This window comes from Verruconatronum alginivorum, from assembly GCF_056590205.1.
In genome coordinates this window covers 1,423,088-1,435,426 of the sequence record NZ_JBWPVQ010000001.1, presented here as the reverse complement: position 1 = coordinate 1,435,426, position 12,339 = coordinate 1,423,088, and the positions used below count along the sequence as shown (strand labels likewise).

At 61.5% G+C, this 12,339-nt stretch carries 6 protein-coding genes; 4 read left to right on the top strand and 2 right to left on the bottom strand.

Going from position 1 to position 12,339, the window contains the following annotated elements; genetic code table 11:
- Positions 1-118: 118 nt before the first annotated feature.
- Positions 119-613, top strand: coding sequence for a thioredoxin family protein (locus ACWUI2_RS05050; RefSeq protein WP_486981777.1), 495 nt, complete (start codon positions 119-121; stop codon positions 611-613).
- A 5-nt stretch (positions 614-618) separates the two neighbouring features.
- On the opposite strand, the gene ACWUI2_RS05045 is transcribed toward ACWUI2_RS05050, so the two are convergent.
- Together ACWUI2_RS05045 and ACWUI2_RS05040 are read right to left on the bottom strand one after the other, a co-directional pair.
- Positions 619-1,908 carry a phospholipase D-like domain-containing protein gene (locus ACWUI2_RS05045; RefSeq protein ID WP_486981776.1) on the bottom strand — a complete coding sequence of 430 codons (1,290 nt, stop codon included), beginning with the start codon at positions 1,906-1,908 and terminating at the stop codon, positions 619-621.
- A gap of 73 nt (positions 1,909-1,981) precedes the next feature.
- Positions 1,982-4,462, bottom strand: a complete 2,481-nt coding sequence (locus ACWUI2_RS05040; RefSeq protein ID WP_486981775.1) for a response regulator — start codon at positions 4,460-4,462, stop codon at positions 1,982-1,984.
- A 401-nt stretch (positions 4,463-4,863) separates the two neighbouring features.
- Here ACWUI2_RS05040 and ACWUI2_RS05035 point away from each other — a divergent pair, with 401 nt between their 5' ends.
- The 3 genes from ACWUI2_RS05035 to ACWUI2_RS05025 all read left to right on the top strand — a co-directional run bounded on the left by ACWUI2_RS05035 (position 4,864) and on the right by ACWUI2_RS05025 (position 12,331).
- Positions 4,864-7,350, top strand: coding sequence for a response regulator (locus tag ACWUI2_RS05035; RefSeq protein ID WP_486981774.1), 2,487 nt, complete (start codon positions 4,864-4,866; stop codon positions 7,348-7,350).
- 62 nt (positions 7,351-7,412) lie between these two features.
- Positions 7,413-10,979 (top strand): autotransporter outer membrane beta-barrel domain-containing protein, encoded by a 3,567-nt coding sequence (locus tag ACWUI2_RS05030; protein ID WP_486981773.1) that lies wholly within the window; start codon positions 7,413-7,415, stop codon positions 10,977-10,979.
- Positions 10,980-11,410: 431 nt separating this feature from the next.
- The gene (locus ACWUI2_RS05025) at positions 11,411-12,331 is read left to right on the top strand and encodes a hypothetical protein (RefSeq protein ID WP_486981772.1); all 921 of its coding nucleotides are present in this window, start codon (positions 11,411-11,413) and stop codon (positions 12,329-12,331) included.
- The last annotated feature ends 8 nt before the right edge of the window (positions 12,332-12,339 follow it).

Genomic DNA, 12,339 nt, shown 5'->3' with positions numbered 1-12,339 from the left:
GTCGACGAAAGACGATGGGCTTTGGTCTTGTGTCCATTGTTGGGAATTGGATAGGATGATTGGGTTGGCCGCTCGGTGGCGGTTGAAACATCCCTGAACCTCGATCCAAATATCCATTATGATGATGAAAAAGATTCTTCTTACCTTTGCCCTGCTCGGTTCCTTTGCGATTTCCGCGTTCGGTTCGCTCGATAAATTGTTGCCTGCGACGTTGCTGGATGCGGAAGGGAATCCGGTTTCCCGGGATGCCTTGGCCGGGAAAATCGTCGGGCTTTATTTTTCAGCGGAATGGTGCCCGCCGTGCCGGGCGTTCACCCCGACGCTCGTCGAGTTCCGGAACCAGAACCAAGGGGCTTTCGAGGTCGTTTTCGTGAGCAGCGACCGGACTCCGGAGGCGCAGGCCACCTACATGAAGAATTACAAAATGGATTTCCTGGCGCTCGAGCATGGGTCCGCTGACCGGCGGAAATTGGCGGAGAAGTTTTCCATTCGCGGGATCCCGGCTTTGATCATTGTCGATTCGAACGGAAATCTGATCACCCGCGACGGGCGCCAGGATCTCGCCAGGGATTCCGGCAAGGCCTTGGCGAAGTGGCGCAGCCAAGCGAAATGATTTCTTCACAAATGCGGGCCGATCAGGTTGCCGAGCCAACCGATCGCCCGTTCGCGGAAGCCGCGGGCTTCCCATTTCGCAAGGTCGTATTCGACGGTGGATTCGAGATCCCGCTCGAAGTTTTCGATCATCTTGCGGGTGAATCCTGAATCGAAAACGTTGACGTTCGCCTCGTCGTTGATTCGGAAGGAGCGGTTGTCGAAATTGGCCGATCCGATGGTGATGAAATGATCGTCGACGATTAAAGCTTTGGCGTGATACATCGGTCCCGTGTATTCGTAAATTCTGACACCGGCTTCGAGTAAGTTGCCCCAGCGGTTGCGGGAGGCGTAGCGGACCCAGGTTTTTTCGGTCTCTTCGCCCGGGGCGAGGATTTCGACCGTCACCCCCCTTTCGCGGGCGCGGATAAGAGCCTCTTCGACCATTGGGTCGGGATAAAAATAGGCGGTGGAAAACCGCAGATGCTCGCGGGCGGCGGCGATGGCGAGGAGGTAGAGGGGACGGATGTAGTGGGTGCCTTCCCGGGGGGAACTGACCACCGCCTGGGTGGCGAGATCACCGACCGGTTCGAGGGGCGGGAAGTAGGCGTCGCCGAGGAGGATCTCCCCGGTCGCCTTGAGCCAGTTGTCCATGAAGGCTCCCTGCAATTCACCGACGATCGGCCCGGTCAGCCGGAAATGGTTGTCCCGCATGCCGCCCTCCTCTTCCGGGGCGAGCCAGGCGTCGGCCAGATTGGCCCCGCCGGTGAAAGCGACCTGGCCGTCGATGACCAGGATTTTTCGATGGGTGCGGTGATTGAATCGGGTGCTCTGATACCAGGAAGGTTTTCGCCATCGGACCACGTCGACCCCGCCCTCCTCCATCCGGTCGACGTCGGTTTGGTCGGCTCCGACCGATCCGACGAAATCCATGATGAAATGCACCGGCACTCCGGCCCGAGCCCGTTCGATCAGGGCGGCCCCCAACTTTGGGGGAAGGGTCTCGCCCCAGAATTCGTAGGTTTCCACGGTGATGGAATGGTTGGCGTTGCGGATCGCCTCCAGTTTGGCGGGGAAAATCTCGTCGCCGTTGCGGAACACCTCGATCTCATTGCCCTCGTATAGCCCCCGGCCGAGGAGATGGACGAGGGCGCGGGCGAAGGCCGGATCGTCCACGGCGGGGACGTCTTCAGGAAGGACGGTCACCCGTTTTTCCTTTGGAAAAACATTGGCGAAGAAGACCATTCCCGCGATCGCGAGCAGGAGGACGACGATGGTGGTGACGACGATGGTTCGTCTGATAATCCGGAATTTCATCCTGGTGGGACAGCAAGGAAGGTTCGGGGGGGTAAATGAATATGGAGAGAATCCAGGGACTGATTCATGGGCATCAGGAGTGGTGGGTCGGTCTTCGGGCGATGGTGCGGATGGCCCGGACGAGGGAATCGGCGGCACCGGCTTTGCAGAGATAGGTGTCGGCTCCGGCTTCGATCATGGCGCGAGCCCGGTCTTCTTCGTGGTACATCGAAAGGCCGATGACGTGGGTCAGGGCGCATTCGGCATGGATGATCCGGGTGGCTTGGACGCCGTCGAGTTTCGGCATGGAGAAATCCATCAGGATGACATCTGGATGCAATTGGCGGGCCATCTCGACCGCCATCTCGCCATCCTCCGCTTCGCCGATGATTTGAAGGTCGTGTTCGGCGGCGAGCAAGGAGGACAAGCCTTGTCGGACCACCGCATGGTCGTCGACCAGGAGCAGGCGGATCGCGCCGCCGGCCGACTGGCTTTGGGCGGGAGGCGGGTGGGTGCCGTTGCCATTCGGGGCCGCCGCGGGCGTTTGGGAGGGCGCGGGTCTTGGGGGGGTGTGGGAAGATTCGGCCGGGACCAGGATGCGGGCGCGGGTGCCGTGTCCGGGCGCGCTTTCAACGATGAATTCTCCGCCGATCAATTGGAGCCGTTCCCGGACGTTGAAAAGGCCGAAGCCTCCGGTCACTTCGCCGGTGGCGGCTCGGACCGCCTTGGGGTCGAAACCGGCGCCTTTGTCTTCGACGATGACTTCGATGGTTTTTCCGCCGCCGATCTTCCGGGCCGTGATCCGGGCGGTGTCGACTTGGGCATGTTTGGTGACGTTGAGAAGGAGTTCGCGGATGGTTTCGAAAATCAGGATGCGCAATTCCTCCCGTTCGATGATCAAGGCGGGTTCGAGTTCGAGTTGGATTTCCAGTCCCTGTTTTTCCTTGAGCCAGCGGGCGAGCCATTCCATCGCGGCGACGAGACCCGCGTCGTGGAGAATCGGAGGGGAAAGTTCGACGGTCAGCGATCGGGAAACCGAGATCGATTCCCGCAGCAGCATTTCGACTTCTTCGACAATACCCTTTTCGGGATCGGGGGCTCGCCGGCGGAGGAGATCGAGTTTGAAACGGGCGCCGACGAGGAGCTGCTGCAAATTGTCGTGCAATACCTGGGCGAGACGGCGGCGTTCGCGTTGTTCGGTGAGAGTTAATTCGGAAGCGAGGAGGGTTAGTTGGCGGGCGCGGTTCTCCAGCTCCGCGGTCCGTTCGGCCACGAGAGCCTCGAGTTGAGTTTCATTGCGTTTCTCTTCTTCGATGTCGGTGCTGAAGCCGAACCAGGCGCGGGGTTGTCCGATGTCGTTGAACACCGGCCGGGCTCGGGTGATCACCCAGTGGAAGTCGCCTTCGGCCGTGCGGAGGCGGTGCTTGATGTCGAGAAACGTTTTGGTGCGGAGGGCGTTCCTCCAGGATCGGATGGTGGTCCGGCGGTCGTCGGGGTGGAGCGCCCGGAGCCAGCCGTGGCCTTCGGCCGACCCGGGGGAAAGACCGGTGGAGTCGTAGAAGTTGGGGCAGGCGAAGGTGTTGCGGCCATCGGCTTTCCAGGAGAAAAGGAAACCGGGGACGGTTTCGGCGATGCCGCGGAAGAACGACATGTCGCGTTGCAGTTGGTCGTTCGCCCGGTCGAGGCGTTCCCGGGCTTTCCGGGCAAGGAGGTCGAGCCGGTTCAGTTCGAGGGCGGACCACCAAAGCAGGGCGATGAAGCATAGGCTCAGTGCGGTGGCGAATAACGCCATACCGAAAGCGACGTGGAAAAAGCCCAGCTGTTGGCCGATCATCCGAAACCAACCGATCAGCAGGGGCGCCAAAATGGTAATTGGGAGCAAACGCCGCATCAGGATGCCCCCGGGATGGTCGCTGGCGAAGGTGCGCGCGATGCCCTGATCGGGCCGGGCGAACAGGATGGCGACCGAAAGAAGGAGGGTGAGGGCGACCCCGGGCATGGTGGAAATCGTGAAGGCGGCCACCATCTGTAGTTCGTCGGGTCCGAAGAAATATCCGGCGGAAGCCAAAAGCCCGATCATGGCGGCAACCATTGCGAATCCCTGGGACGGAGAGCGACCCTTGCGGTTGGTGGAATCGATCGTCAGCAGGGCGAACCCCAGGAGGATGAAACTGACGGCGGTGGCGGGCGCGATCAGATATTCGACGGGGACGACGCCGTTGGAGAGGCTCTCCGGATGAAGCATGAGGTCGAGGCTGAAATCCCAGGCCATGGCAAAATCGACCAGGGCGGTCGCTCCGAGGACGATGACTGCTCCGGCGATCCCATAAGCAAATCGTCGTCGTCGCTTTCGGAAAACGGGATCGCGGACCAGCCATAAGCCGAGCCCGAGAAAAATAAGTCCGAGCGCGGCGTTGGGGGCGGTTGGGGTGAGGTCGACGGCGAATTTCACACCCTGGCGACCGAAAATCCAAGCCAGGAAGAGCAGCGCCCCGCATCCGACCGTCAGCAGGCAGGCGCCGCGGACGAAAATTTTGCACCGGCGAAACCAGCGTTCGTGGAGGCAAACGATCATCGGATCGAATAAAAATATCCGAGGCGTGGGAAAGTCGCAACCGCTTTGACGAAAAGGTGGCACATGGCCCCGAGCCTCCGTTCTGTGCGAGCGACGGGGCAGGCAGAGAACCTGTTTGTGCGGGAAGATCGGGATGTCGGCTTTGAGGGGCGCGATTGAATGTGGTGGGAAAAAGAGGCAACCGTCTGTCATTGCGAGGAAGGTGGAACGACTGCCGCGGCAATCCACGTTCCGGTAAAGGGGGGCGCGGGTCGCTGTTTCGTGGATTGCTTCGTCGGCGGAGCCTCCTCGCAATGACACGACGGTGATCCCACCGCTTCTGATTACATGGCTTCGAGGGGGCGTGGGAAATTCGTTTGCCCGGGGGAGGGGAGGTGGGGTATCTTCGCGCACCTTTAAAGATGAGTCGGGACTTCGCAATCAACAAGGCAGGCGCCAAAGCGGCGGGGTCCGACCAGGAACCTTCCGCCCGGGCCGACGCTGCGGCGGGGAGGATCCGACGATTGTTTGGTTTCGGATGGTGGATGATTCCGTTGTTCCTGGGTGGAATGGCGGTGTTGTGGGTGGCGGGAACCGGGGAAGTTGTCTTCGAACCGCTATTTCTGCTGCCGATTCTGAATCTCGTTTTTCGCACAGCCCCCTGTGTGTTCATCGCTTACCTGGCCGGCCGGAGCTTTTCGCGGAGCGGTTCGTTGCCGGTGTTGGGCCTGGGGATGGGGGCGCTGTTCCTGGGGTTCGCGAGTCTCGTTTCCGGGCTGGCGGTGATGTTCGACGTGATCAATCCGGGGCTGACAGTCTACACGGTTGGGGTTTGGATGGCCGGGGTTTGTCATTTGGCCGGGACGGCGTTGGGATTTTCCTTCGGCGGACGAATGGTCAAAAGCGCGCGGTTGGTGGTCAGCGCCGGTTATGCCGGAGTGTTGACCGTTCTCCTGGCGTTGACCTATTTGGCGATGGAGGGACTTACCCCGGTTTTTCTCCAGCCGGGCGGCGGGGTTACACCGCTGCGTTTCTGGGCTCTCCTTTCGGCGGCCACTATGTTTGGTGTGGCTTCGGCGTTGGTCCTGGCGGGGGCCTGGAGCCGGAGTCCGGTTTTTGCGAGAGGGTATGCATTGAGTTTGGCGCTGGTAGCAGTTGGTTTGTTGGGAATCCTGGTGCCGGGATCGATCGGGAATCCGGTCGGCTGGTTGGGCCGGATCGCCCAATACGCCGGTTGCCTGGTGTTGTTGGGAGCGGTGATGATCGCCTGCCGCCGGTCGGGGGATTGGGAGGCGCTGTTGCATGAGGCTTTGGAGAGCAGCAGGCAACGGTTTCGCACCCTCGCGGAAGCGACGTTCGAGGGGATCGTCAGCACCGACAACGGAATCGTGGTGGACGCCAACGACCAGATCGCCCGGCTCCTCGGATGCGGGCGGGAGGATCTGTTGGGCAAACCGGTTTCGGCGATTATCCCGGACGGGGAAGCGATCGATCCGGCAATGTCAGGGGTGGTGGAATCGGCGTTGCACGGTTCGGATGGGAGTCCGATCCCGGTGGAAGTCCGGGGCCGCACCTTGCACCGCCACGGGAGAACGCTGCAGTTCTTCGCCATCCGCGACATCACCGAGCGGAAAAGACAGGAACTGGCGTTGTTGAAAACCCGGGACGAATTGGAAAACCGGGTGGCGGAGCGGACGGCGGAGTTGCAGGACCGGGCGGATCAACTGGCCCGACTGACCTCGGAGTTGACCCTGACCGAGCAGCGGGAAAAGGGGCGGTTGGCCCAGATGTTGCACGATCACCTTCAGCAGTTGTTGGTCGGGGCGAAGTTCGGGCTGACGGTTTTGGGACGGAAATCGCCGGTTGCGGATGGGAGGGAAGTCAGCCGGATCGAAGAGACGTTGGATGAAGCGATCGAGGCGTCGCGATCGTTGACGGTGGAGCTTTCGCCGCCGATTTTGCATGAGGGTGGATTGGCGGAAGCGCTTTGTTGGCTGATTCGTTGGGCGCGGACGAAGCTCGGTTTGGAGGTGGAGATGGACCTCGATGAAACGGTGGTCGAGGAGCGGGAGGACGTGCGGATCCTGATGTTCCAGGCGGTCCGGGAGTTGCTGGTCAACGTATCGAAATACGCTCGAGTCGGCCGGGCGGGAATCGAGTTGGTTCGTCGCGAGGGAGGGGGTTACGCGGTGACGGTGAGTGACCGGGGGGCCGGATTCGATCCCGCACGGATCCGCGGGCGGAGGGAATTGGTCGGAGGATTCGGATTGTTCAGTATCCGGGAGCGGTTGCACCTGTTGGGAGGATGTTTTCAGGTCGAAAGCGCGCCGGGCGACGGAACGCGGATCACCTTGATCGGTCCGTCCGGGGGACGGAAGGTCGCGGGTCTGGTGGAGGAGGCGGGGGCGCCGCAAGAGCGCCAGGCGATCGAGATGCCGTCCGACCTGTTGGTGAATCCCGCCGGAAAGATGGCTGCGGGCGATGGCCGGATCCGTTTATTGTTGGCGGACGATCATGCGGTGATGAGGCAGGGATTGTCGGTTTTGTTGGGGGCCGAGCCTGATCTGGTGATCGTGGGCGAGGCGTCGGACGGTGAAGAAGCGGTTGAGGCGGCCCGGCGATTGCGCCCGGACGTGATATTGATGGATTGCTCGATGCCGAAACTGGATGGCGTGGAGGCTACCCGAGTCATTGCCGCGGAGGATCCGGAGATCGTCATCATCGGACTCTCGATGTATGAAAAAGCGGACCGGGCGGGTGCGATGATGGAAGCCGGGGCTGCCGGTTATCTGACCAAGAGCGGGAAATCGAAAGACCTGATCGCAACGATCCGTCGATTGGCCACCGAGGCCGCCACGCGGAGGAGTGTCGCTCTTTCGCGCTTGGCAGTCGAAGATGAGTCCAATTGATCTTGCCTCGGGGGGCGGGACGACGTGTAGTCTGGGGCCTTTCCCCTTCGTGGATAATGCTCATGAGAAAAAAGACGCTTCGTTCGATTTCGCCTTCCCTGCAGAAAAATTTTCCGGCCGCCGCGGGCTGGTTGGCGTTGGGAATCTTCGGTTTCGGTTCTCTGGTATTTGCCGACGATCCGCCGGCGGAACCGGAATCGCCCCCGGTCATCGAAATCGAGGGGGATGGGGCTCCGGTGAACGACGACCGGGATGACGTCACCGTGACGGTAACCGCCGACGGCACGATTTTGGCCGTCGATGAACCAGCGATCCGCGGGGAAGGGCAAAATTGGACCGTTGATAACTCCGGCCTTCTCCGGCAAACCGGCGAGGCCCGGGCCACGGTCCACCTGAATGACGGAACCTTCTTCAATCGGATTCCGGCGGCCGGGGAGGGAGACGACGCTGAACCGGTGGCGGGACGGATTCTTTGGGAGAGCGGGGCGGACTATTCGCTCGGTGACGGGGAGACCACGCGGTTTTCCTCGGTTTACCTCGAATCGTGGAGCCGAGACGCGACCAATTGGGGAGAGATTCGGCTGGATGCAACCCATGACATGTCGTTGACCGGGACCGGGTCGACGCTCGAATTTTCGGCGGTTCATCTCGGTGCCCGGGCCGACGCGGAGGAGGGAGAGGACCGCGATCCGCTCACATTCACCAACCGCGGCGAAATCGGGAGCCAATTCAGCGGCGGACTCGATGGAGTCGGCAGCGACAATGTGTTGCGCGTCACCGGGGTTCGGATCGACGGTCCGGAATGGATCGACAACCACGGACGGATCGAGGCCGTCTTCGAAGGAAATATTGGTTCCGCCGCGGCCAATCGGGTGGAAGTGTCCGGCATCCGCACCGAAGAAGCGGGGGATCTATGGAACTACGGCGATGGCGTGGTTAGCGCCCGGATCTCGGCGACTGGGACGGCCACGGGAGCTGAGTTGGCCGTGACCGGTGTGGTTAGCGAAGGGTTCTTGACGCTCGGAAACGAAGGCAGGATCGAGGCGATTTTGGAAGAAGGGCTCGGGGGCGATCCATCGGAAAGCCAAGCCACCGGGGTTCTCGGGAACCAAGGTGGATCGATCGAAAACCGCGGTGAGATCGAGGTTCGCAATGAATTGGCGGGGGGGCGCGCGACCGGCATCCGTCTCGGTCAGATCGAAGAAGAGGAGGCCCCGGAAGCCGACGAAAACGGGGATTCCGGAACACCCGCGCCCCCCCGGTCCGATGTTTCGAACAGTGGGACTCTGGTGGTTCGGGCCGGCGAGGACGGGATCGCCACCGGTGTCTGGAGCGATGGGAACCTGACGTTGACCAACCCCGGATCGATCGTTGTCGGGGGCCTACTCCTGGAAGGGGCCGGAAACAGCGACGACGGAGAGCCGGTCGAAACGGCCCCCTTTGAAAGCGGAGTAGGTGTCCGGGTGGAGAACGGTGACGGGGACTTCACCAATGGAGGCTTGATCGAAGTCACCGGCGATGCGGGGACGTTGCATGGGATTGTGTTTGAAGACGGGGGGATCGTTCGCAACCAAGGTGAGATCCGCGTCATCAACGACCGGGACGGCGGAGCCGCGACCGGCATTACGATCCGACGTGACACGACGCTTGACGAAGAGGATCCGGGCCGACGGGCGGAGGTCGATAACACCGGCCGGATCGAAGTAGGCGAAGGCGATCTCGCGGTGAATCTGGAGAACGGCGGCCGGCTGCGCAACGCGGGGATCATTATCGGCGATGTTTACCTCGGGGATAGCGACGCGACCTTGGTTATCACCCCTGGCCACGAACTCGATGGGACCGTCGACGTCGGGGGCGGACGTAATGTTTTGGAACTAGGCCACGATGGCACCGGCCCGGGCGAATACGGCGGCGAATATGTTGGGTTCGACGAACTCTTGGTCGACGCTGAGAACACCCACTGGCGGTTGACCGGCGACCAGCAATACGAAGGAGCCGAAGTGCTCACCGGGGTGTTGCGTCTGGAAGGCGGACTCACCCTGACCGTCGATCCGATGGTGGTTCGGGAAAACGGGGTTCTGCTCGGCTCGGCCCGGGCGGATGGCCTTCCGCGTTTGACCGGCGACCTCGACGTTTTTGGGGTGGTGGCCATCGGTGATCTGGCTGACGACAGATTCCTGATCGCTCCGGAGGAGACCGGGCCGATGTTGATCGATGGCAGCGCGACTTTTCGGGAAGGTTCGGAACTCAATGTCATCGCCGGCGCGACCTGGTTGGAGACGACCGGGGCGGTGGTGATCGACGATGCGACCGATTCCGCCGGTTCGACGGTGGTGGTCAATCTGACCGAGTCGAATTGGGGGGATAATTTTCAGATCGTGGAGGCCCAGGGAGGATTGACCGGACGCTTCTTGAATGAGGAAACCGCTGGGTTCCGCCCGTTTCTCCTGCCAGTCCTTGAATACGGTCCGACCGGGGTGTCGGCCAATGTGATCGCCGACGGAGAGGCTTTGGCGGGCGCCGCCCAGACTCATAACCAGCGGGAAATGGCCCGGGTCTTGGCCAACCTCGACCCCTCGGCCGGTTTGCTGCCGGGTTTCCAGCAGTTTTTCCATGCCGCCGACCAGGAGACCTACGGAGGGTTGGTTGACACGATGAGCGGCGAAATCATTGCCAGCGGCGCGGCGGGAGCGATTTCGTTGGGCCGGGGAGTTCGTCAGACGATTTTCAATACAATTCACCACCGTCCGGAAACGTTGCCCCGTTACCAGACTCGCCCCCCGGGTTCGGAGCCGGAACCTCGCCCGGTGACTCCTGCCCGCGGTTTTTGGACACGGGTCCTGGCGGTGCGGGGCGATCTTGACCGTCAAGGTGGCGGCAGTGTCGATTATCGGACGCATGGGATCCTCCTGGGGTACGACTTTGTATCCACAAAAGAATCACGCACCGGGATTGCTGTCGGGTATGGAGATGCCCGGGTATCGCGGGGGGCGGATCGGGTCGATTCCGATGCCTTTCAAGTGGCGCTTTACGGCAGTCGGACTGGAGGGGTTTTGGTGTATGACGGCATTCTCGGTTATGGTTACCATGATATGAACAGCCGTCGGGTGGTTCAACCAGCCGGCGAGGCCTTGACCGCTGGATTTGGGGCCCACGAGTTCAACGCCGCGTTGCAGGCCACCCTGCCCTTGGAGCTGGAAGGGGTGGCGGTCTTGCCCGTGGCCGGTCTGGATTTCACCCATTTCCGGCAGGACGGATTTCGGGAGTCCGGTGACTGGGCGATCGACGGAAGTAGTTTTGAAATGAATACGCTGAGCGCGCTGGTCGGGTTGCGGGTGATGGGACAGCACCGGACGACCCGCAACGGATTCGTGGCCCCGGAAGTGCGTTTGGGGTATACCCATACCCTGTTGGATCGTGAAGGAACGTTTTCGGGGAGGTTGGTCCAGGACAACGCCCAGACGCGTTTTGCGACCCGCGGCGCGGAAGTCGGCAGTGGCCAGTTCTCCATTGGAACCGGCGTGATGATCGCCCCCGGCCGTTGGGACAACGTTTCGATCTTCGCCGATTACGATTTCCAGGTCTCGAACCAGCACGTCGCCTCGACCGGATTCCGCATCGCGTTTTAAGCTCGGATCCGGAGGCCCGAAGGTGGGTTTCCCGGTTCTGGAGGCCCGAAGGGTCGGAATCCACCAGCCCAGCCTGCAGGGCTGGGTTTTAAAGCGCCGTATGGCGGCGGCCTGAAAGGTCGCAATGGGCGGGGGCGTTCCGATGATTGGGGAACGTTGGAATGGCGACCCTTCAGGCCGCGGAAAACTTACGCACGTGGGACCCAGCCCTTACAGGCTGGGCTATAGGATGCCGGCCCTTCGGGCCTGTAATTGACCGGCGGGGTTCGGAAACGCCGAAACGCCATTTGGCGGCGATCTGAAGGGTCGCGATGGGCGGTGGCCGTCCGTCCGGCCGATGACCCGGCCACCGGTTGACGATTCGGATGTAACCTTTTCCGGTCGGCGGGCGTTATGGATCTTCGAAAAGAAACCACCAACAGATGAAAACCATGACTCGAAAAAATTTGCACGTTTTGCTCGGCTCCCTGTTCCTGACCGGTCTCGGGGGGCATTTTACGCTCGGCGCGGCGGGGGATGATATTTTGATTCCGGAATCGGCCAATTGGGCGATTCATTGGAATCTGGACGGATTCAGGTCCACGGCTGTCGGGAATGAGGTGGAAAAACGGACCGAATGCGCGAAAAAGGAGGCGGCGATCACGTCCGCCATCGAAGTTCTCGGCTTCGACTTTCACCGGGACCTGCACGCGCTCACGTTGTTCGGTCCGGATAAAGACCGGACCCGGGCCGTCCTGGTGGCCCGGGGTAATTTCGACTCAAGCCGGATCGTAGGCTACTTGAAGCAGCGGCAGGCGATCTCAGAGCATCCGCACCGGGAACATTCGATCGTCCAATGGGGCGATGACGGAAAACGCCGGGTGCTGTTCGCCGAACCGGGCTCGATCGCCTTCCATCCGGCCGGGTTCGCGGTGTTGTCGGTCTCGCCGGAAGGTGTGAGGGAAGGACTCGATCTTCTCGACCGGGAGTCGGCCAGCCGGGCGATGCCGGTCCCTCCGGATCAGGGGGAACCGTTCTTTCAAGCCTTCGGTGATCTGAGTGGTTTGGGCGACCTACGTCCGGAAGCGGCTTTGCTCCGCCATTCGGAGCGAGTGGTTGTGTCGCTCGGCGAAAGCGGAGAATCCATGCGGTTGCGGATGATGGTCGAGGCGCGCGATCTGGAATCGGCCCGGCAAATGGTGGCGGTCCTTTATGGATTCCAGGCCTATGCCTTATTGCGTTCCTCGGGAGATTGGGCCGGTTTGCCGGATTGGTTGTTGGCGGCCACGATCATCCGCGACGGGAACCGATTGCACTTCTCCCTCGACGCCCCGGTGAGTCGATTGGAAAAACTCCTCGATCGGCACCTTTAATCCGCTAG

What these genes read in the sequence shown, in the direction of transcription:
- ACWUI2_RS05050 (WP_486981777.1), top strand. Translation starts at nt 119, where the DNA reads ATGATGATGAAAAAGATTCTTCTTACCTTTGCCCTGCTCGGTTCCTTT.
- ACWUI2_RS05045 (WP_486981776.1), bottom strand. Translation starts at nt 1,908, where the DNA reads ATGAAATTCCGGATTATCAGACGAACCATCGTCGTCACCACCATCGTC.
- ACWUI2_RS05040 (WP_486981775.1), bottom strand. Translation starts at nt 4,462, where the DNA reads ATGATCGTTTGCCTCCACGAACGCTGGTTTCGCCGGTGCAAAATTTTC.
- ACWUI2_RS05035 (WP_486981774.1), top strand. Translation starts at nt 4,864, where the DNA reads ATGAGTCGGGACTTCGCAATCAACAAGGCAGGCGCCAAAGCGGCGGGG.
- ACWUI2_RS05030 (WP_486981773.1), top strand. Translation starts at nt 7,413, where the DNA reads ATGAGAAAAAAGACGCTTCGTTCGATTTCGCCTTCCCTGCAGAAAAAT.
- ACWUI2_RS05025 (WP_486981772.1), top strand. Translation starts at nt 11,411, where the DNA reads ATGACTCGAAAAAATTTGCACGTTTTGCTCGGCTCCCTGTTCCTGACC.